This window comes from Latilactobacillus sakei subsp. sakei DSM 20017 = JCM 1157 (genome assembly GCF_002370355.1).
Classification (GTDB): domain Bacteria; phylum Bacillota; class Bacilli; order Lactobacillales; family Lactobacillaceae; genus Latilactobacillus; species Latilactobacillus sakei.
The window spans coordinates 316,583-338,387 of sequence record NZ_AP017929.1 but is presented as its reverse complement, the minus strand read 5'-3'; the positions used below and the strand labels follow the sequence as shown (position 1 = coordinate 338,387).

At 41.2% G+C, this 21,805-nt stretch carries 19 protein-coding genes; 14 read left to right on the top strand and 5 right to left on the bottom strand.

What is annotated here, in order from left to right; translation table 11 throughout:
• The first annotated feature begins 2 nt into the window (after positions 1 to 2).
• The 10 genes from LEUCM_RS01690 to LEUCM_RS01645 all read left to right on the top strand — a co-directional run bounded on the left by LEUCM_RS01690 (position 3) and on the right by LEUCM_RS01645 (position 11,159).
• The gene (locus LEUCM_RS01690; RefSeq protein ID WP_016264449.1) at positions 3 to 947 is read left to right on the top strand and encodes a metal ABC transporter solute-binding protein, Zn/Mn family; all 945 of its coding nucleotides are present in this window, start codon (positions 3 to 5) and stop codon (positions 945 to 947) included.
• Positions 948 to 1,060: 113 nt separating this feature from the next.
• Positions 1,061 to 1,528 (top strand): MarR family transcriptional regulator, encoded by a 468-nt coding sequence (locus tag LEUCM_RS01685; protein ID WP_016264450.1) that lies wholly within the window; start codon positions 1,061 to 1,063, stop codon positions 1,526 to 1,528.
• A 110-nt stretch (positions 1,529 to 1,638) separates the two neighbouring features.
• Complete coding sequence (locus tag LEUCM_RS01680; RefSeq protein ID WP_016264451.1) at positions 1,639 to 3,036, top strand: MDR family MFS transporter; 1,398 nt, start codon at positions 1,639 to 1,641, stop codon at positions 3,034 to 3,036.
• 100 nt (positions 3,037 to 3,136) lie between these two features.
• Positions 3,137 to 3,874: a MurR/RpiR family transcriptional regulator gene (locus LEUCM_RS01675; RefSeq protein ID WP_016264452.1), complete on the top strand. Its 738-nt coding sequence runs from the start codon at positions 3,137 to 3,139 to the stop codon at positions 3,872 to 3,874.
• A gap of 144 nt (positions 3,875 to 4,018) precedes the next feature.
• Positions 4,019 to 5,335 (top strand): PTS sugar transporter subunit IIC, encoded by a 1,317-nt coding sequence (locus LEUCM_RS01670; RefSeq protein ID WP_016264453.1) that lies wholly within the window; start codon positions 4,019 to 4,021, stop codon positions 5,333 to 5,335.
• Between the two features lie 20 nt (positions 5,336 to 5,355).
• Positions 5,356 to 6,786, top strand: coding sequence for a 6-phospho-beta-glucosidase (locus LEUCM_RS01665; protein ID WP_016264454.1), 1,431 nt, complete (start codon positions 5,356 to 5,358; stop codon positions 6,784 to 6,786).
• A 13-nt stretch (positions 6,787 to 6,799) separates the two neighbouring features.
• On the top strand, positions 6,800 to 7,696 hold the full coding sequence (locus LEUCM_RS01660) for an ROK family protein (RefSeq protein WP_016264455.1): 897 nt from the start codon (positions 6,800 to 6,802) through the stop codon (positions 7,694 to 7,696).
• 233 nt (positions 7,697 to 7,929) lie between these two features.
• Positions 7,930 to 8,169 (top strand): hypothetical protein, encoded by a 240-nt coding sequence (locus LEUCM_RS01655; protein ID WP_011373895.1) that lies wholly within the window; start codon positions 7,930 to 7,932, stop codon positions 8,167 to 8,169.
• 28 nt (positions 8,170 to 8,197) lie between these two features.
• A complete protein-coding gene (locus LEUCM_RS01650) occupies positions 8,198 to 9,613 on the top strand; it encodes a glycoside-pentoside-hexuronide (GPH):cation symporter (protein WP_016264456.1) in 1,416 nt (471 codons plus the stop codon).
• A gap of 532 nt (positions 9,614 to 10,145) precedes the next feature.
• Positions 10,146 to 11,159 (top strand): LCP family protein, encoded by a 1,014-nt coding sequence (locus tag LEUCM_RS01645; RefSeq protein ID WP_016264457.1) that lies wholly within the window; start codon positions 10,146 to 10,148, stop codon positions 11,157 to 11,159.
• A 4-nt stretch (positions 11,160 to 11,163) separates the two neighbouring features.
• Here LEUCM_RS01645 and abc-f read toward each other — a convergent pair whose 3' ends face one another.
• Positions 11,164 to 12,675: a ribosomal protection-like ABC-F family protein gene (gene abc-f, locus LEUCM_RS01640; protein WP_016264458.1), complete on the bottom strand. Its 1,512-nt coding sequence runs from the start codon at positions 12,673 to 12,675 to the stop codon at positions 11,164 to 11,166.
• An 865-nt stretch (positions 12,676 to 13,540) separates the two neighbouring features.
• Between abc-f and LEUCM_RS01635 the strand changes: the two genes are divergently transcribed.
• From LEUCM_RS01635 to LEUCM_RS09960, 4 genes are all read left to right on the top strand, one after another.
• Positions 13,541 to 14,932, top strand: a complete 1,392-nt coding sequence (locus LEUCM_RS01635) for an amino acid permease (RefSeq protein ID WP_016264459.1) — start codon at positions 13,541 to 13,543, stop codon at positions 14,930 to 14,932.
• 67 nt (positions 14,933 to 14,999) lie between these two features.
• Complete coding sequence (locus tag LEUCM_RS01630; protein ID WP_035144475.1) at positions 15,000 to 16,088, top strand: YibE/F family protein; 1,089 nt, start codon at positions 15,000 to 15,002, stop codon at positions 16,086 to 16,088.
• Positions 16,085 to 16,831 carry a YibE/F family protein gene (locus tag LEUCM_RS01625; protein WP_025016113.1) on the top strand — a complete coding sequence of 249 codons (747 nt, stop codon included), beginning with the start codon at positions 16,085 to 16,087 and terminating at the stop codon, positions 16,829 to 16,831. Before LEUCM_RS01630 ends, LEUCM_RS01625 begins: the two co-directional genes overlap by 4 nt.
• Positions 16,832 to 16,901: 70 nt before the next feature.
• Complete coding sequence (locus LEUCM_RS09960; RefSeq protein WP_011373902.1) at positions 16,902 to 17,030, top strand: hypothetical protein; 129 nt, start codon at positions 16,902 to 16,904, stop codon at positions 17,028 to 17,030.
• 90 nt (positions 17,031 to 17,120) lie between these two features.
• Here the strand turns inward: LEUCM_RS09960 and LEUCM_RS01620 are convergent, their stop codons facing one another.
• The 4 genes from LEUCM_RS01620 to LEUCM_RS01605 all read right to left on the bottom strand — a co-directional run bounded on the left by LEUCM_RS01620 (position 17,121) and on the right by LEUCM_RS01605 (position 21,599).
• Positions 17,121 to 18,479 (bottom strand): MFS transporter, encoded by a 1,359-nt coding sequence (locus LEUCM_RS01620; RefSeq protein WP_025016112.1) that lies wholly within the window; start codon positions 18,477 to 18,479, stop codon positions 17,121 to 17,123.
• Between the two features lie 123 nt (positions 18,480 to 18,602).
• Entirely contained in the window at positions 18,603 to 18,899 is a 297-nt protein-coding gene (locus tag LEUCM_RS01615) for an ArsR/SmtB family transcription factor (RefSeq protein WP_016264463.1), read from the bottom strand.
• 102 nt (positions 18,900 to 19,001) lie between these two features.
• Complete coding sequence (locus tag LEUCM_RS01610; protein ID WP_016264464.1) at positions 19,002 to 20,342, bottom strand: C40 family peptidase; 1,341 nt, start codon at positions 20,340 to 20,342, stop codon at positions 19,002 to 19,004.
• 285 nt (positions 20,343 to 20,627) lie between these two features.
• Complete coding sequence (locus LEUCM_RS01605; protein ID WP_016264465.1) at positions 20,628 to 21,599, bottom strand: toxin Cry1Ac domain D-VI-related protein; 972 nt, start codon at positions 21,597 to 21,599, stop codon at positions 20,628 to 20,630.
• Positions 21,600 to 21,805: the final 206 nt, after the last annotated feature.

The following is a 21,805-nucleotide window of genomic DNA, read 5'->3' as shown; positions in this document are numbered from 1 at the left end:
CAATGAAGAAAATACTCATTACTTTATTAACCGTCGGCGGGATTATTGGTGGCGTGTACGGCTTTATTCACCAACGGGCACAATCCAAAGCACAAGCCAACAATCAACACACTAAATTGCGGGTTGTGACGACTAATTCGATTTTAGAAGATATGGTCGCCAATGTTGGCCAAGAGCGGGTTGAGTTGTACAGTATCGTTAAACGGGGGACCGATCCCCATGAATACGAGCCTCAACCAACTGATATTTCAAAAGCGACGGACGCGGATGTTTTGTTTCATAATGGCTTGAATCTTGAAACGGGTGGCAATGGTTGGTTTAAAAAGTTAGTGTCAATCGCACATAAGAAGTTTGGGGAAGACGTTTTTGCGACGACTAAAGGCATCAAGGTCCAACATCTAACGACCAATAAGGACGAACCAGATCCACATGCGTGGTTGGATTTGGCCAATGGCATGCAATATGTTGAAAATATTACAGCCGCCTTGCAAGCTAAGGACCCTAAAAATGCTGATTATTACCGGCGGAATGCGGATCAGTATATTGCGCGCTTAGAAAAATTACACACGAAGGCTCAGACGCAATTTGCTGATATTCCAGAAAAGCAGCGTGTATTGGTGACTTCTGAAGGTGCCTTTAAATACTTCGGAGAAGCTTATGGCGTGACGCCAACTTATATCTGGGAAATCAATACGGAATCGCAAGGGACACCAACTCAAATGAAATCAGTCCTTGCCAAAATTGCGGCAACAGATGTTCAGAGTTTGTTTGTAGAAACATCGGTATCACCGAAATCTATGGCTAAAGTTGCCCAAGAAACAGGACTGCCAATTTATGCAAAAATCTTTACGGATTCCTTGGCGCAAAAAGGAAAACAGGGCGATACCTATTACACAATGATGAAATGGAATATCGATAAAATTCATGCTGGGATGATTGGCCAGTAAGTTTCAATTCAAAAGTCTTTCTAAACGGAAGGCTTTTTTTGTTGTTTTAGATTGTTGAATCAGAAACAATAGATGCTATACTGCTAGATAGATGACCAAATGAGGGAGTGAAGATGATGGATAAAGAAGCAGAAATTATTCAAGCTTTTACGGCGTTATTTTATAAAAAATCGTGGCTGGAACAAGGCATTATGGAAGCGCAGTTGAGTGGCTATAAGTCTTCTGAGATTCATTGCTTGGAAGCAATCGCCAAGCAAACGGATCCGAATGTGACCAAAATTGCTGAAGCACTGCACATGACGCGTGGTGCGGCTAGCAAGCTGACGAAGAAGCTTTTGAAAAAAGAAGTAATCGAGTCTTATCAAAAAGCCGACAATAAAAAAGAAGTTTATTTCCGTGTTTTACCTGAAGGCCAAGCGGTCGTTACAAAGCATGATCAGCTGCATCAACAATTTCAAGAACGCGATCATGTGGTTTTTGAAGAGGCAACCGATGAACAATTAACATCACTCTTGAACTTTATTGAGACTTATAGCGCTCATATTGATCAAGCCATTGAAAATCAAAAGACAAATCATTAAAACAGACATCATCAATTTATTTTGATCATGTCTGTTTTTTTGTTGACAAGGAATCAAAATGGCGTTATTGTTTCCTAGTCGACAATATTATGAAGTTCGAGGATTTTTAAATGACAGATTCAAAGATGACTAAATTACCAAAGGCGGTTTTAACCGCTGCGTGGGCGATTGCCCTAGGCGCGATTGCGCCAATGTTAGATTCAACAATGATGACAATTGCAATTCAACAATTAACACAGACTTTTGCGACGACTTTAAATGTGATTCAGTGGGCGATTACGGGGTACGTTTTAGCGCTGGCGATTGCCGTCCCCATTTCAGGTTGGTTAATGAACCACTTTAACGGTAAGCGGATTTTTATTGGTGCGGTGATTGCATTTGGCATTACCTCCGTTTTAGCTGGTTTTAGTTGGAATGTAACGAGTTTTATTATTTTCAGATTACTACAAGGCTTTAGCGCCGGGATTATTACGCCGCTGATGTCAACCTTACTTGTGAAGACGGCCGGTCCCGAAAACTTGGGACGGGTGATGGCGATTGTCAGCACACCGATGATTTTTGGCCCGATCTTAGGCCCGGTTTTAGGTGGTTTTATTTTGCAAGTGGCTTCGTGGCACTGGTTATTCTTGATTAATGTTGGGATTACGCTGATTGCCGTCCCACTAATGATCCATAGCTTACCCAATTTTGAACCTTTTAATCGTCAAAGTCGTTTAGATGGCTGGGGGATTTTAATGCTATCAATCATGAGTGCGACGTTGATTTACGGCGTTTCTAAGGCCGCTGATTATGCAACGTTTAATAATGGGGAAACGCTGCTCTGGGTTGGGATTGGCGTCCTCATGGCCGTTATTTACGTGATTTATGATTGGCGGCGTCAGCATCAAACCGTTTTACCACTTAATTTATTTAAGCATGGCCAATTTGCTGTTGCGAGCAGCGGGCTTTTTCTAGCCAATATTGCGATTATGGGACCGATGTTGATTTTGCCACTCTTTTTCCAGAGTTTCCGGCACTTCACGGCAATTCAAGCCGCCTTAGCAATGATGCCCCAAGGAATTGGGATGTTAGTGACACGGCCTTTAATCGGTAAGTGGATTGATCGCTTCGGTGCCAAAAGAGTGGTTTTACTAAGTTTAGCAGTCGCCTTAATCGGCTCGGTTCCCTTGATGCTGATGACTGATCAAACAAGCATGGTTTGGATTGCATTAATCCTATTTGTACGAGGCATCAGCGTTGGCGGGATTAACTTACCATTGACGAGTGATGCGTATCTCGGCATTCCTGAGCGACAGCTAGCCGAAGCGGGTGTTGGCATCAATATCATCGAAAATGTCGGTTCTAGTTTCGGCTCCGCATTGATTGCGACGATTGTCGCCACGATTGGCTTAGGCAATCATGGGACAGTTCAACAACAATTAGCCGGTTTTCACGCAGGTTTCTTGGTTTCCGTAATTGTTTTATTACTATTAATCGGACCAGCATTGAAATTGAGTCAGAAGAAATAGGAATTCGTTCAATTTATAACAAACTTTTCCTAATCCCCTTTTCCGGCTACGATAATATAGTAGAATAAAGTTATCAATAGTAATGAAATGGGGAGAGCGCATGGCTTTTTTTGGCTATAAGGATATGGATAAGTTATCAGATGTAGATTTAGCAATTTACCGGTATATTGTTAGTCATGATGAGAAGGTCCCGTATATGCGAGTTAGGGAACTGGCTGCGGGTGCCTGCGTGTCGAATTCGTCAGTCATGCGGTTTATTCGGAAAATTGGTTACGATAGTTTTCCGGAGTTTAAGGTGTCTTTAAAGAGTGAATTAAAAACAGGTGAACAACCAAGCGATGAGCTTCCATTGGTAACGATGGAGGCTTTTTCCGATGACTTGCTTCGACTGATTAAGATTGTTGGTGGGATTTTATTGGAGGCTGACAATATTTTCTTAGTGGGGATGGGCGCATCTGGGGCGATTGCGGAGTACGCATCACGGCAATTATCGGCACTGTGTTTTAACAGTAGTGCAGTCAAAGATCCCTATTACCCGCTGTCTTCACAACTAAAAAATACGACCAATAACGTGATTATTACGTTGTCTGTTTCCGGGAAAACGCCGGAATTAATTGAAATGCTCAATAATTTTGTCAATGATCCAGATACAACACTGGTGACGATTACGGGTAATTTAGAGAGTCCTTTAGCGCGGATGGGACGGTACGCACTGACTTATAATATTGAAGAATCGCGGATTCACCAATATTATGACATGACCAGTCAGGTGCCGTGTGTCTATATTATTGAAGCCATTTTGCGCCAATTACGACAACAAGTTGCGTTAAACAATTAAATGGAACAGGGTGTACCACGAATGGTATAGATAACAACTAGCCGGTATGTGTAGCAATATCGGCTAAACATATTTATTTAATGTAACCGTTTTACTATAATTAAGTTATTGAAAATATTATAGATTACATTAGGAGGTTTTTACATGGATAAGTTTAATAGTTTTATGGAACGCACCATCGTCCCGTTTGCGACTAAATTAAATGAACAGCGACATGTCGCGGCGGTTCGTGATGCATTTATGTATACATTTCCGATTACGATGGCAGCATCGCTCGTTATTTTAATAAATAACTTAATTTTTTCTAAGAGTGGTTTTATCGCTCAGATTTTATTCTTACCAAAATTCTTTCCAAATCTGGAAAAAGCACAGCAATTATTCACATCAGTTACCAATGGGACTATGAATATTCTCTCTATTTTTATCGCATACTTAGTGGCTCGAAACCTAGCAAAACACTTCAAGTCAGATGATATGTTAATCGGGATGACCGGGATTGCGGCCTTCATGATTTTATACACACCAGCTGTTGTCAAAGACGGTGTTTCATATCTACCAACGACGTATTTAGGCGCACAAGGCTTATTCGTCGCAATGATTTGTGGGATGATCGTCGGTGAATTCTTACCTAAATTATTCAATATCAAAAAGTTGAGAATTAAGATGCCAGAAATGGTACCACCTGCAGTGGCCCGTTCTTTCAACGGTTTAATTCCAATTGTTATCATGATTATGATTTTTGCGATGGCTAACTTCTTCATTTCATTAATCGCACCACAAGGCATCAACGAAATTATCTATAAAACGATTCAAACCCCATTGCGCCATATCGGGGTTAACATCTTCGGGATTATGATTATCGCCGTTGTTCAAAATGTACTTTGGTTAGTCGGGATTCACGGCCCTAATACATTGAATGCTTTACGGTCAATTATGTTTACGGAAGCTGATTTAGCTAACCAAACATTCATTAATAGTCACGGGACTGCCTGGGGCGTTCCTTACCGCGAAACTTGGGGTATTTTGAATGACGTCTTCGCCAATATGGGTGGTAGTGGGATGACACTTGGTTTAATCATCGCCATCTTTATTGCATCACGGCGTAAAGATTACCGTGAAATTGCAAAATTAGCCCTAGTTCCTGGTTTGTTCAATATTAATGAACCATTGATCTTCGGTTTACCAATTGTTTTGAATCCTATTTTGGCGATTCCATTTGTTTTAACACCTGTGATTAACATTTTAGTTGGGTACACAGTGACCGTTATCTTTAATTGGATTCCAACGCCTGCCTTTGGGTTAACGTGGACCACGCCTGGGCCATTGATGCCATTCTTAGGGACTGGTGGGAACTGGTTAGCGTTAATTATCGGATTCTTATGTTTAGGCATTTCAGTATTAACTTATTTACCATTCGTCATTGCAGCCAACAAAGTTGCTTTGAACAATGCGCAAAAGTAATTGATTAAAGGAGAATTGACATGGACAAGCAAGAATTTCCGCAAGACTTTATGTGGGGTGGCGCAGTTGCGGCCCATCAATTAGAAGGTGCCTATCAAGCTGGGGGCAAGGGTCTCAGTATTGCTGATGTAATGACACTGGGAAGTCACGGTGTGCCTCGAAAAATAACCGACGGTGTGGTTGACGGTGAATACTATCCTAACCACAACGGCATCGATTTTTATCATCGGTACAAGGAAGATGTTAAATTATTTGCTGAAATGGGTTTTAAATGTTTCCGAACATCAATTGCGTGGACGCGGATTTTTCCAAATGGGGATGAAGCAGAACCCAATGAAGCTGGGTTGCAATTTTACGATGATCTTTTTGACGAATGCTTGAAATACGACATTCAACCAGTGGTCACCCTATCCCATTTTGAAATGCCATATCATTTAGTACAGCAATATGGTGGTTGGCGCGATAGAAAATTAATTGATTTCTTTACCAATTTTGCGACGGTTTGTTTCAAACGGTATCAACATAAGGTTAAATACTGGATGACGTTTAATGAAATCAATAACCAAACGAATTACGAAGATGGTGGCTCAGCCTACACGGATTCTGGTTTATTATTTAAACCAGGTGAAGATAAGGAAAAAGGGATGTACCAAGCGGCTCATTATGAATTGGTAGCGAGTGCCAAAGCGGTTCAAATTGGCCATCAAATCAACCCGGATTTCGAAATTGGTAGCATGATTGCGATGTGCCCAATTTATCCACTGACATCTAAACCGGCAGATATTTTATTTGCACAAAGAGCGATGCAAACACGCCTTTGGTTCTCCGATGTCCATGCGAACGGCTTTTATCCACAGTGGTTATTAAATCATTTTGACCGCAAACAATTTAACCTGGATATGACAACAGAAGACATGGTCATTTTGAAGGCCGGGAAAGTTGATTATATTGGCTTTAGTTACTACATGTCCTTCGCGGTTCAAGATACCGGCAAACTAGAATACCACGAAGATCAGGATCGGGTTGCTAATCCGTATGTTGAGGCGAGTGAATGGGGCTGGCAAGTCGATCCAATCGGCTTACGCTACGCACTGAACTGGTTTACAGATCGCTATCACTTACCATTATTTATTGTTGAAAATGGCTTAGGCGCAATCGATGAAAAGACGGCGGATAATCAGATTCATGATGATTATCGGATTAATTACCTACACGACCATATTTTACAGATGAAAAAGGCCGTCTTAGAAGATGGTGTTCAGTTATTGGGTTATACCCCTTGGGGCTGTATTGATTTAGTAGCTGCCAGCACGGGCCAAATGTCTAAACGGTACGGCTTTATCTATGTTGATGTTGACGATTACGGACAAGGCACTGGCAATCGGTATCGTAAGGATTCGTTTTACTGGTACCGCGATATGATTGCGACGAATGGTGCGGAAATTAATTAAAGGTGGGGTCAGAATGACAAATTTTGTTGGGATTGATATTGGCGGCACAACGATTAAAGTTGGGTTAGTCAATCAAGAAGGCCAAATCGTACGTAAAGAAGCATTTGAAACACCCCAAGACCAAACGACGTTAATTGCTAAATTAGTGCAGATCATTCAGGATTTTCAACAAACAACGCCGATTGCAGGTGTCGGGGTTAGTGTGCCAGGTGTGGTTCAAGCAGACGGTTTTCTGACGACAGCTGGCGCCGTTAAATGCTTAACCGGTGTCGATTTGAAAGGTCTACTGACTGAAAAATTGAATCTACCCGTGGCTGTTGAAAATGATGCGAATGCAGCTGCAATTGCGGAACAATGGTTGGGTGCCGCTAAAGGTGTTACCAACTACCTAAGTTTGGTACTGGGTACCGGTGTTGGTGGCGCGTTAGTCATCAATAACCAAATCTATCGTGGGGCGCATGCGCGCTCAGGTGAATTTGGGTGGATGCTCGTTGAAGATGACGAGATTGATGTTGAAATGGGTTCCTTGAACTTCAGAGGTGCCACTGTCATTGGCTTATTGCGGCGTTATAACCAATTCAGTGCTGATCAGCTGACTGATGCTCGGATTATTTTTGAACGGGCGGCGCAACATGAAGTCCTCGCACAAAATGTGTTAACGAGTTACTACCACAGCTTGGCGAAGGGAATTATTAATTTGATGGTTGCTTTCGATCCTGAAAAGGTGATTATTGGCGGTGGCATTAGTGCCAACGAAACGTTTATGACGCAACTCAATGCTGAAATTCAAAACGTGCAAAGTGTTCATAATAGTATTAAAGACCTTGCGTTACCGACAGTCGTGGCGGCCGATTTAAAAAATGAAGCCGGTATTATCGGAGCGGTTTACCAAGTGATGCAGAAGCGCTAAGCGCAAAAGATTCAAAAAAGTCGTTCATCAGTGATTGGTGAACGGCTTTTTATGTTGCTGGTTGGGAAGTTACTAAATTTAAACAAACTAATGGAATTTTAATTAACCGTTTACATTTTAGTAAAAGTTTAGTAAAATGAATTTGTTAGCTGAAGAATGCGTTTACACCGCGATTAGAGATCACGCTTAAACGGTTTCCGGCTAAAAATCTATTTTAGAAAGAGGCTATTAGAATGAATGATAATAAATTAACCATCGATGCAGATCAATTTGCAGCAGCCATTATCGCCGGAAATCCGAAGCAAACAAACGAAGACAACAAGGTTTATATTAAACGTCAATTGACGTTATATCTTGAATCCGTTTTATTAGCAAACGATTTTAATTCATTAGAAGAAAACCAGTTTGGCACAGCCAAGGAAAAGCAACGCCAAGCTATTTTAGAAAAAATTATTGAACACCGTTATCACTAGTTTTAAATCAAATGAAAGGAATTGAACAATGAAAAAACTAAAAGATATCAAACAATATAGTTCATATGCATTCGGGGCATTTGGCCACGATGCTTTCTATGCAACACTTAGCACTTATTTTATGATTTTTGTTACTAGCCAATTATTCGATACAAAAAATGCCGCTTTTAATGCAAAAATGATCGGTTATGTCACTTCCATGATGGTTGTCATCCGGATTGTTGAAATCGCCTTTGATCCACTTATCGGTGGGGTAGTTGATAATACCCGGACTCGTTGGGGGAAATTTAAACCTTGGTTACTAATTGGTTCATTGATTAGTTCTGTTGGTTTAGTCATGATCTTCACGAACTTCGGTGGCTTAGCAACAAATAGCCCTTATTTATACTTAGTTCTTTTTGCAATCGTTTTCGTTATCTTGGATATCTTCTATTCATTTAAAGATATTGCATTTTGGTCAATGTTACCTGCTTTAACCGTTGATTCAGAAAAACGGACGAAGTTTGGGGCCATTGCTCGTTTTGGTTCAACGTTAGGTGCCCAAGGGGTAATCATCGTTATTGTGCCAATCGTAGTCTTCTTCTCACAAATGTTTTCAGGGACACATGGTAGCGAACAAACTAGCGCTGGTTGGTTAGGGTTTGCCGTTGTCATCGGTGTTGTTTCATTCTTAGGCGCTTTAGCAACGATTATCGGTACTAAAGAAGAAAAGAGTGCTATCCGTGAAAATACTGAAAAGATTCGTTTCCGCGATGTCTTCAAAGTAATCGGTAAAAATGATCAATTAATGTGGTTATCACTATCATATTTCTTGTTTGCTTTTAGTTACGTTATCACAAACTCACTTTTAATTTACTACTTCAAATACGTCATGGGTCGCGCTGCAGCCTTCTCAACAGTTGGTGTGATTACCGCTATCTTAGGGGTTATCTCAGTTGCCCTATTCCCAACTTTAGTATCATTGATTCACCGTCGTGCTATCTATCTTGGCGGGATTGCCATGATGATGCTTGGCTACATTCTCTTCTTATTTGCTGGTAGCAACTTAGTTGTTGTCTTAATCGCTGTTGGGTTATTCTTCTTCCCATACCCACTTGTTTTCTTAGCAGCTTTAATGACAATTACTGATAGTGTTGAATACGGTCAATTGAAGAGTGGGACACGTAACGAATCTGTTACGTTAGCCGTTCGCCCATTATTGGATAAATTAGCTGGTGCCTTTGCCAACGGTGTTGTTGGGATTGCCGCAATTCACGCAGGTATGACAGGTAACGCTAAACCAAGCGATATTACAAATGGTGGTTTATTACAATTCAAGACATACATGTTCTTCGTACCAATGGCTTTATTAATTGTTTCTGCTTTGATCTTCATGGCAAAAATTAAATTAACAGAAGCAAAACACGCAGAAATTGTCAGCGAATTGGAAAAGAAATTAGATTAAAAAAGAGTGCGTTATAAGACGTTAATGGTCTGAGGATTAGCATAGATTGGTGAATGAGCGCTGAAAGCGATTGTTCACCAATCGTCGCTAAACGCAGGACCATGTCTTATAAAAGCATGTTAAAAAAAGAGTGCGTTCAAAGCGGGTTGACGCTGAGCATTAGCTGAGTGTTGTGAATAACCAGCATGGCTGGTTGTTTGCAATACGGTGCTGAGCGCAAGCATCAGCTTTGAAAAGCACGTTTAAAAAAAGAGTGCTGTAACACTTGGTCAGCTTCTGAGCATTAACATAGAGTGACGAATAACCGATGGAATCGGTTGTTTGGCAATCGTCGTTAAGCGCAAGAAGTTAGTGTTAAAAGCACGTTTAAACAAACAAAAAAGTTCCCATCCTTAATCAGGTGGGAACTTTTTTGAATGCTGAAATAATAAAAAAGCCTTAAAAGTATTAAGTTGGCTTAATAAAACGACCATCTTTAACGATTTTTAATATACTCGAATAGGAGATTAGTAAACAGATAGGAGTCGTTATTTTGAAGAAGTTAAAGATTGTACTAGGGGTTATCGGGGTTATTTTAGTAATTGGTGGGGGTTTTTACAAAATAAAAGAAAACCAAGCAATTCGTGCGATTAAAACCCAAAACAAACAGGTATCCAATCGGATTAATCAGGACAAACCTATCTCATTTTTATTATTAGGGGCTGATACGGGTTCTGATGGGCGTGTCGATCGCGGCCTCTCGGATTCGATGATGGTGGTTACGTTAAATCCTAAAACTAAGAAAACCTTGGTTTATTCAATTCCGCGGGATTCGCTCGCCGAAATGGTTGGCAGCAAGACTAAGAATGTTCAAAAAATTAACGCGGCCTATGAATTAGGACAAGCGAAGATGGCTAAAAAAACCGTCAGTGAATTTATCGGTGTGCCAATCGATTATTCGGTCACGATTGATATGGGCGCGCTCAAAGAACTGGTTGATTTCGTCGATGGTGTTGATGTTAAAACAAATATCGATGTGAGTTTCGATGGGCAGACAATCAAAAAGGGCCGCCACCATTTAAATGGCAAGCAGGCCCTAGTTTATACACGGATGAGATACCAAGATCCCCGTGGTGATTATGGTCGTCAGTTGCGCCAACAAGAAGTCTTGCGCGGGGTCGCTGATAAGATTCAAAAGCCCCAATACTTGGTCCATTTATCAGGTTTAATGACAAAATTAGGCAAGCACATCAGTACGGATTTAACGGCTGATCAAACGAAAACGTTAATTGAAAATTACCATCAATGTGGGACCGACATTACGAGTGGTCAAATCATTGGGAAAGAAGCCTGGATTAACGGGAGTTCTTATCAAGTGATTGCGACCGATAAATTGCAAGCAACGTCTAACAAACTTCGTGAGAGTCTCGGGTTACAAACCAAAACGTTAAGTAACACAGAGACTGAATTGAATCAATTAAACACGGCGTTCTTTAAAGACAATACTAATAAGACGTTTAATACTGATGGCTTAAATACGACTTATTATTCAGATAATACGTATTAGTTAATTAGCGTGGAATCAATTGATAACGTTGGCTAGCGACACCGTCGATAAAATCGCGGTCATGTTCGATGAACAAGAGTGTTGGGCGGGTTTGGACAATTAATGTTTGGAGTTGTTCGCGCGTAATGACATCTAGGTAGTTTAACGGTTCGTCCCAGACATAAAATTGGGCTTCTTCACAAAGCGAACGAGCGAGGGCGGCCTTACGTTTTTGCCCCATACTCATCGTTTCAAGCCGGTGGTTGAACTGTTCCCGCTCAAAACCCAGTTTCCGTAAAGTTGAGAGTAATTGTTCTAGTGATACCTTCCTGGCGGCTGCAAAGTCAGCTAGTGAGCCACTGAGCTGTGTAAAATCTTGTGGTAAATAAGAAACCTTGATTCGCGGCGCAATGGTCAACTGCCCACTGACTTGATGCTGCATTTCAGGAAGTGCGAGTAAGGCTTTGATAAAGGTTGATTTTCCCGTACCGTTAGCGCCGGTTAATGTGACTTGTTGGCCGGCCTTTAGTTCAAATGATAGCGGCTGATTTAGGGCGCGACCATCTTGTTCAAGTACTAGGTCGGTTGCGGTTAGGACGATTTGTTGCGGCTTTAAAGGCTGATTGTTAATCGTCAGTGGTGCGGTAATTTCAACGTTTTTGAGCAGACCTTGTTTTTCAGTAGCCGCTTGTTCACTACGAGCAGTAATCGTTGTGGCGCGCTTCATTACCTTAGCGGCGCGGTGTCCAATGAAGCCCTTATCGAGATTGGCACTTTCATTTTTGACACTACCCGCATTTTTACCACGTTCAGCCTGTTGGGACCACTGAGATTTTTGTTGGGCCGTTTGATTCAACCGCTTGATTTCACTTTTGAGCAGGCTGTTTTGATGCTGTTCGGATTGGGTTTGTTGTTCCTGAGTGGTCTGCCAGGTTTGATAATCGCCTTGTTGGACGGTAATATCCGCCCGGTTGATTGATAAAACGTGATCGATAACTTGGTTTAAAAAGTGCCGGTCATGGCTGATGACGATGAACCCTGTTTTTTGTTGTAAATAGTGTGCCACGGTATCGCGACCATCTTGATCGAGATGATTCGTTGGTTCATCGATGAGTTGAAAATGATGCTCGTCGATGAATAATAACGCCAAGAGCGCCTTGGTTTGTTCGCCGGGACTCAGCGTGTTGAATGGTTGCCAGAGACAGTCGAGATCAACTTTGAGTAAATTGAGTTCTCGTTCAATTTGCCAAAAGGTGCTGTCATCTAATTGACCGAGCGTCATTAGAACGTCGCGGGCTAATTGACTCGGATCAGCTACGGTTTGTGGGAAATAGTGAAAATCTAGATCCGTTTTCAGTTGTCCCTCAAATTCTAATTGGCGTTGAAGTAGTTTTAACAGCGTTGTTTTGCCCCGGCCGTTGCGCCCGATTAGGCCTAAGCGCCAGCTAGCATCGAATTGAAGTGTGACGTCTTTGAAAAGGGGAGTTGCTTGATCTGGATAGTTGAATGTTAATTGTTTGAATTGGATTGTGCCCATTAATATCACCTCATAAATTTAAATGAGATTGGTTGGTTGTCGTTTTGCATGCACAAAAAAAGACGCTACTATGGGCGTCTGTTAACAAGTCTGGTTTTTTTACCGGCCTTGAAAATAAACGCAAGCTAGCTCTAACGACAATCAGAAATAAACGGTCCCCAAACGTGGGGCCATTTAGTACCAATCGAGTTGTCAGAAATTTAGCCTGCAATTTTCAATGCCAGTCACATCCTTTGAATAAGTTGTTTTAAATTCTAGCAGATTCCTTTTGAAAAAACAACTGCTTAAAAAAGGCTTTACAATTTCGATGGGCTTGGCTATACTTAGAAACTAATAATAACAAGGAGGCTTTATCATGATGACAATGCAACGAGTTGCCTTTAACTTTTTCTTTAAGAAACCCAGAATTCGACTGGTTGATTAAGGGAAAAGATTGTCTATTACATGATAAACCTTAATAAACTGGAAGATGACTGGGTAACCCGAGTCATCTTCCTGGTGGAGCTCACTAGTGAAGACTAGTGGGCTCCTTTTTTTGTTATTAGAAAAAGTGCGATATATCCGGATTATAGAACACGACAAGAAAAAGAGTGCGTTTGAAACGGGTTGATTTTGAGCATTAGCACAGCTCGGCGAATAACTGCTGTAGGCAGTTGTTTGACGAGTGACGCTAAGCGCAGAAGTCAGTTTCAAAAAGCACGTTTAAAACCAGAGTGTGCCGTAACCCTGGTTATATTCTGAAGATTAACACAGAGGGACGAGTAATCGCGTGGCGATTGTTTGGCGCTCAGGGTTAACCGGAAGAATATGGGTTACAGAACACGTTTAGCACCACCAAATAAAGCATCGAGAGGGCGTTTTGCAGATGGGTTTAGGGACAAGATTATTCAGAAAAGAGTCACTTGAGCGGTATCTTCAACAAGATCAACGTTTAGCTAAAACACTAACGGCGAAGGATTTAATTGCGTTAGGCGTGGGGGCGGTCATTGGGACTGGGATTTTTATTTTACCGGGCACGATTGCCGCGCTACATAGTGGGCCGGCCATTACGTTGTCATTTATGATTGCGGCAGTGGTCTGCGCAGTGGCCGCAATGTGTTACGCTGAATTTTCATCAGCGTTGCCAGTCGCGGGGAGTGCGTATTCTTACGGCAATATTATTTTTGGAGAACTGATTGGTTGGTTGTTAGGTTGGGCATTATTCTTGGAATACATGTTATCAGTCGCGGCTGTTTCAACCGGTTGGTCTGCATATTTCGTCTCCTTCATTGAAGGCTTCGGCGTGCATATTCCGAAGGCGATTACAGGCTCATTTGATCCCGCACATGGCACTTATATCAATTTATTTGCAGTCTTAGTTGTGACGCTCATTTCAGTGTTATTGATGTCTGGGACGCGTTCATCGACACGCATCAATAATTTGATGGTGACGATTAAAATCGGCGTTGTGCTACTATTCTTAGTCGTCGGCATTTTCTATGTAAAGTCGTCTAATTGGCAACCATTCATGCCGTTTGGTGTTAGTGGGGTCTTCAAGGGCGCATCATTAGTATTCTTCGCTTATTTAGGCTTTGATTGTGTCTCGGCTTCAGCGGCCGAAGTAAAAAATCCACAAAAGAATTTACCAATTGGGATTATCGGGACCTTAGTAATTTGTACGTTATTATATATTTTAGTTGCTTTTGTTTTGACTGGGATGGTGTCATATCGTGAATTAAACGTGGCTAATCCAGTCGCTTTTGCCTTACAAGTCGTGCATCAAAACTGGTTTGCGGGCTTATTATCACTTGGTGCTTTGGCTGGGATGTTCACAATGATGTTGACGATGACTTACAGTAGTTCGCGGCTAGTTTATTCAATCGGCCGGGATGGTTTATTACCTAAGATGCTCGGTAAAATTGAAACACGCCACCAAACACCAGTCAACAGTGTCCGTGTAGTGACAGTGATTATCGCGACACTAGGAGGGCTCGTTTCATTAGATCAATTGACGAATCTGGTCAATATTGGGACGTTAATTGCCTTTTTCTTCATGTCTATTGGGGTGATTCCATTGCGTAAAAGAAAGGATATTCCGAATAAAGACGGTTTCAAAGTACCGCTATATCCTTGGTTACCACTATTATCGGGCTTACTTTGTTTATTCATGTTATTCGAATTACCGGCAGTCACTTGGATGGCAGCGGGGATCTGGTTCATTTTGGGCTTGATCATTTACTTCAGTTACGGGTTAAAACACAGTCGGTTAAATGATTGATTAAATTTGCGATAAACGTTTGGTGATTAACAGGCAAACCGCTACAATATAATTTGAGGTGACAACTGTGAAACATAAACGCTTATGGCTGGCGCTAGGTAGTTTGTTGATCTGTATGATTGGGGTTTTAGCAACATACCACGATGCGACGCGCTACAAACAACCGTTGATCCAAGTGACGGCTGTCAAAACGATCCAAAAAACGAAAACAACGGATGATTACCAGAATCAAGATACCGAAGTCCAGCAAAAAGTAACGGGGCGGTTCTTGAATACGAAGCGTAAGGGGCAGACGATTCAGCTCCAAAATACCTATTCCAAATCACTGGCCGATAGTTATCGTTATTATCGGGGCCAGCAAGTTTTCCTACACCATGATCAAGATCGCCATCAATGGCTCTTAAACGAACCTAAGCGCGATACAGTGCTAGTAGCTGTGATCTTGGGCACCTTTAGTTTATTGCTTGTGATGATGCCTAAGCGCGGCCTGATGACCATCTTAAGTGTTGTCGTAAACCTTGCGTTCTTCATTATCACGCTCCACTTTAACGCTGCAACTGGTGGTCGTTGGTTATTGCCGCTGATGTGTGGACTCGCTGTAGTTTTAACTGGTCTGACATTATTGTTGGTACTCGGACCGAATCGGCAAATGTTGGTGTCATTTGGTGCGACAATTGGAGCTACGTTCTTGGCATTACTGTTGAGCGTTATCCTGCTAAAAATCAGCGGCGACCAAGGACTCCATTACGAAACAATGGATTACGAGCTCCAACCCTACAAGACGGTTTTCTTGGCGGAAGTCGTGCTAGGGATTTTAGGCGCTGTGATGGATGAAGCGACCGATATTTCATCATCACTGCAACAGTTAGCCTTTGAACAACCCAATGTGACGAGACGGCAACTCTTTAACTCGGGGTTAGCGATTGGACGAGAAATTATCGGGCCACTCGTTAACGTCTTGTTCTTCATTGTTATGGCAGAAGCTTTTCCGATTATTTTATTGTATCTGAGAAACGGGAATACAATTGCCTATACACTATCGCGCACGATGACCTTGGGATTCACACAAACCGTGATTAGCGCAGTCGGCATTACCTTGGCTGTGCCGGTGACAAGCTTGTTGGCAAGCCAGTTAGTGGAGGTGCGTCGCTTATGATGTTATTAACGGGTGTTTTATTACTACTATTAATACTAGTGTGTGGTTGGCAAGGCTTAACCATCTTTTTCAGCCTTGGGTTGAACTTCGTCGTTATCATTTTAGCGCTGGTCTTAATTGCTGGTGGCTTTAATCCCTTAGTGGTCAGTGGGCTATTGAGTCTGATCTTGTTGGCGACATCGATCTTCATGAATACGAAGCAACCAGTAACGGCTAAGACAGCGTTTGTGACGTCGTTATTAGTAGTGCTGGCATTGTTAGTTATCATTGTGCCGATTAGCCACTGGGCAGCAACCTATGGCTTTGGCGCGGAGGATGCTGAAGAGATTGAAGGTTTTGGTCTGGCAATCGGGTTATCATTTCCGCAAGTTGGCATGATCATGACGGTTTTAGCCAGTTTAGGCGCAATCGCAGAAACCAGCATTGCGGTTGCTAGTGGGTTAGTTGAGATTCTGGAATATGATGAACAGATGGCACCGGCACCTTTGTTTAAAGCCGGGATCGCGATTGGTGAGAAAATTATTGCGACAGCCTTCAATACACTGTTCTTTAGTTTCTTCGGGAGCTTCCTATCATTGACGATTTGGTTTATTCAATTGGGTTATCCGCTCGCTAAAATATTAAATCATAAAATTTTAATTGGTGAGATATTAACGTTGCTAATCGGGGTAATTGGCGTGATAGCAACCGTTCCTATCACCAGTTGGTTATTGAACCATTTTAGAAAGTTACCAAAGGCTTAAACATTACTTGAAAAAAAAGTGAATTCAGATTAGAATAATAGAATATATGCATGAAAGGAGGAAATGCGAAATGTCACAAAACTTACATGTTAGTGTTTCTGGTAACCGTCGTCCTATCAACCAAAAGAATGCTAAAAAACGTAATGCTGAAACAACAGCTGTATTGAACTTCTTGAAGGAACGTAAATCAGCAAAATAATTATAATGAATTATCAAAATAATTTTAAAAGACCATCTGAAACCGACTTGTAAAAGTGGCTTTCGGATGGTCTTTTAATGTGGCGTGCGTTTATTTTTTTAATCTTAGCATGAATGGTAATCCTAAGAATGATAAGCCGGCTGCTCCAAACATTACTGCTTTGAAACCGAGGATTAGTGCGTGTTGGTCAGCAATTGAACCACTTTGGTAAAAGAAGATAACTGATAGAGTGACACCAACTGCACCGCCTAGTAAGCGAAACATATTGTAAATTCCAGACGCCTTTCCGATTGCAGATGGTTCAACAGCACCGAGGACGCTTTTTTGAAGAGCAGGACCTGCCATCGAGAGCCCCGCACCAGCAAGCATTAGTGGGAGTATAAACTGCCAGTAAGAATAGTGACCGTAGAGTAAAAATGCGATTGCTAGGTAACCAATTCCTTGTAGAGTTAAACCTAACGTAGCAATTTTATGTTCTCCAAATCGATCGACAGCTGTACCCGCAAACGGCGCAACGAATACCAAAGTGCCAGTCCAAGGAAGCATCTGCAGGCCAGCTTCCAAAGAATTTGAGCCAAGCCCACTTTGTAAAAATTGTGGTAGGAAGAAGACGACACCGTACATAGAAGCATAGAGTAAGAAGGTAGCTAAGTTGCCGTTTCTGAATACTGGCACTTTAAAAAAGTTAAGTGGAATTAGGGGTGTCTTTGTATTTCTTTGGCGCTGAATAAAATAACCGACAAGAACTAATCCGAAGCAACCTACTAATATTGAAACAATAGGGCGGGGACTTGAAGTACTAGTTGATAAGGCCCAGATGATGCTTGCCGAAGAAATGATAATTAGTGAAGCGTCAAGTGGATTAATTGGAGTAGCAGAGCCTAAACTTTCGGGTAAATAATGACTAGTTAATAAAATGCCAATGATACCGATTGGAATATTAATCCAGAAAATCCATTGCCAAGATAATGTTGAGACAATTAAGCCTCCCAGTGAAGGTCCAATAATCAAGGCTAAGCCACCGATACCACTCCAAATACCTAATGCTTTGCCGCGTTTAGCTACTGGCAGTGTATTAGTTAAAATGGCCATTGACATCGGTGTCATGACGGATGCACCGATTCCGGCGACAATCCGAGCTAATACTAAAGAAGTAATATTAGGGGATAACGCACATAATAAGGAACCTAGTGTAAAGATACCAATTCCAAGATTATAGATTTTTCGGCGACCAAAACGTTCACCGAAGGCAACACCGACCAATAATACAGCGGCAATTGTGATGTTATAAGCATTTAATGCCCATTGCAAGGTGCTAACTGAAATTTTGAAATCTGTTCGAATTGAGGTTGAGGCTGTGGTGATAATCATTGAATCCATCATTGACATAAAAAAGCCAAGTGATGTCAGTGTAAGTAACCAAAATTGGTTTGAACGCTTGTTTTGCATAGAAAAAGACTCCTCGATAGAATAAAATAGTTCAAAAGTTTTTGAACTATTAAACAATACCACTTTGCTAATCGATTGACAACTAACAAAAAAGCACCCAGCCAATTGGCTAGGTACTTTTAATTAGAGTGTTTCAAAAAAATGGGTGAGGTAACGGTCAAAAGTTTCAGGATTAAGCATCACATATTTCTCACGTGCTTCTTTACGTGCTGTAATTAATTGTGCTTCTTGAAGTAATTTAAAGTGGTAGGAACCTGATGATTTACTGATATTGAGGTTATTACCAACTTCACCACAAGTTACTTCATGACCAACCGCTTTTAAGTGGCGTAGAATGTTGAGGCGAATTGGATCAGCGAGAGCTTTAAATATTATCACTTGTTGTTTTTCAATTTGTGTTTGCGTTATTGTAGTTGTCATATATAGTATTCTACCGAAAATAGTAGGTTTTTCAAGTAATTAGAACTTAGGAATAATAAAAAAAGCAGAAGCTATAGCTCCTGCTTTTTTATTATTTTTTAATTAAAGTACGCGTACTGCGAATGAAGGCATGAAGTAACTTGAGATTGTACCAATCTTAACTGATTCGCCAGGTTGTGGTGCGTGAACGTATTGGCCACCACCGATGTAGATAGCATCATGGTATGATGCACCAGCGCCACCCCAGAAAATGATATCGCCAGGTTGTAAGCTGTTAAGTGATACGCGTTGACCAGCACCTTCTTGAGCAGTTGTGATACGGCCCAATGAAACGCCAGCACGTGAGTATGCATATTGTACTAAACCAGAACAGTCAAGACCAACACCAGGTGTTGAGCCACCCCATACATAAGGTGTACCAATTTGTGACAATGCAGCACTAACAACTGATTGTGCGTTACCGCTTGTAGCAGTTGAGTTGTTTGTGTTTGTTGATTGTGAAGGTGTTGTTGCTGTTGTGGTGTTAGAGCTTGAAGCTGTGTTTGTTGTGTTTTGTGTTTGAGTTTGTTGTTGAGCAGGAGCACTTTGTTGTGTTGAAGCTGATTGTGCAACAGGTGCTACTGAAGTGCTAGTTTGTGATGTTTGAGTTTGAACTTGAGTTGCTTGACTTGTTGATGATGAAGTAGCAACTGATGATGATTGTTGAGCAGGAGCAGCAGGTGTTGTTGATGATGATTGTGAAGCTGCAGGTGCTTGTTGTTGAGTTGTTGATGTTTGAGTAGCTGATTCAGAAGTTGCAGTTGTAGCAGCAGGTGTTGTCGTAGTTGTTGAAGCTGCTGGTGTTGTTGTAGCAGTAGTAGTTGCAACTGGTGTAACAGCTGGTGCATCAGTAATAGGTGTGACGCCGGCTAAGTTAGGGTTGTTTAAAACAACGTAGCTTGAAGGTACCCAACCTTTGTTTTCTAATTGGTACCATGTAACGCCGTTAGCTGTCTTAGAAGCAATAACGTTTTGTGTCTTACCATAAGTCAAGTAAGCGCCAGTTGGTTGAGCAGCAGTTGTGTTTGTCCAGATTGTTGTAGCACCAGACTTGTAGTTAACTGTGATCGTGTCTTTAGCAGCAGGAGCAGCAGTTGTAGCAGCTGGTGTTGTAGCACCTGTCTTCACGAATTCACCGGCAACCCATTCGTTATCAGCTAATTGATACCATGTTTGACCATAAACTTGTTTTGTATTTTTGATTGTAACGTTTTGGTTGTTTGTTAAGTAACGTGTAGGTTTTTGACCAACTTCAGGACTTGTCCAAACAGTTGTAGCACCGTCTGTGTAGTTAACTGTCCCTGTAGTAGCAGCTTGAGCTTCATTAGCTTGGATACCCATTAATGCAAGACCAGCTAAACCAACGATACCAGATGATAAATAAGTCATTTTTTGTTTTTTCATTGTGATTGAAGTGCTCCTTTGAAGTTTGTTTTTAGACGTTTAAGTTTGTTTTAATTTATCGTGCTCAGTAAGCATATCATTCTAACGTGACAAACATGTTACATAATAGTTAGCGCGGTGTTACAAGTTTCTTAAGATGTTAGGATTTAAAAGACTAATTAACAGATTATGTTAAAAAGGTAGCGTTTAATAACCATCTTTTGTAAAAAACGTTCGGATTTTACTAAAAAAGAGGGACCACCAAAATATTTCGGTAGTTCCTCTTTATGTTACAGCTAGATTAAATTATTGTAACAAACCGTCAGATTGTGATTGTGTTGTAATTTGATTATCGCTTGCTGATGAATCTGATTGCGTACCGTTCGTATTATTATCACTGTTAGTAGGCGTGCTGTTTTGAGTACTAGCAGATGAGTAACTTGTGTTAGTTGTCGGTGTTGTGGGTTGTGTGTAATTGTTGTTAGTTGTTGTTTGATTGGTTGTAGCAGCCGTGTTATCAACTGTATTATCCGTTGTTTGGTCGGTAGTCGTTGTGTCAGTTGATGAACTATTTTGGCTAGTAGCTGTTGATGATTCACTCGTGCTATAGCTGTCAAATTGAGCTTTGGCTTCCTTGATTAGCTTTAAGTAGCGTTCTTTGAATTTCTTATGTGTTGTTTTTTCGACGAGCGCTTTAGAGTAAGTGAAATCTTCAGTCGTTAAGGTTGCTGGAATAGCGGTATGATTGCTATTTGTAAAGAGATTATCAACAGCAGTCATGGCTGCTTGTTGGGCCTTAGCTTCTTTATAAGCAGCTAATTTTTTGGCGTCATTAGCATAATCTGATTCTGAACCAAGTTGGAGGCCGTCTTTGACAATCCCATCAGCATCGAAGAAGTCGCTATCCTTAGTTTTCTTCGCTTTTTTCTTTGGCTTCTCAGCAGGGGCATCGGTATCAATCCGTTTTAAGTCCTTTTGAGCTGCTTTGAAGGCGGACTTAGATTTGCTTGATAATGCGCTCATATAGAGATTATCCGAAATCTTTTTATCTAAATTTTGAGCAGATTTGATGATTTTATGCTTGTTAGTAGCAGTTAATTTTGCAGGCTTTTTATGATCAGCGTCAGCGTAAAGTTGGTTGACCTTTTGAACATACTGTTCAATTTGATCCTCAGTTTTAGTAGCGGCGGCGGGGACCGTCGTTTTATTCTGACAACCGGCTAGAATCACGAAACAACTAGCCATGAGCATCAACAGAACGTGTGTTAATTTTTTCATTTTGAAACCACCTTATTGTTAGGATACTTAATCTATAATATATCATGAAAAGATTGCTCAAACATAAATTAATGAAGAAACTCTAATTTTTAAGTGACTTGATGATTGTTTTAGAGAATCTTATGAATATGGGTATACATTCGACCGAGGCGGGCGTACACTAATAGTATCTTTATGAGAATAATTTAATGTTCTCCAAATCAAAA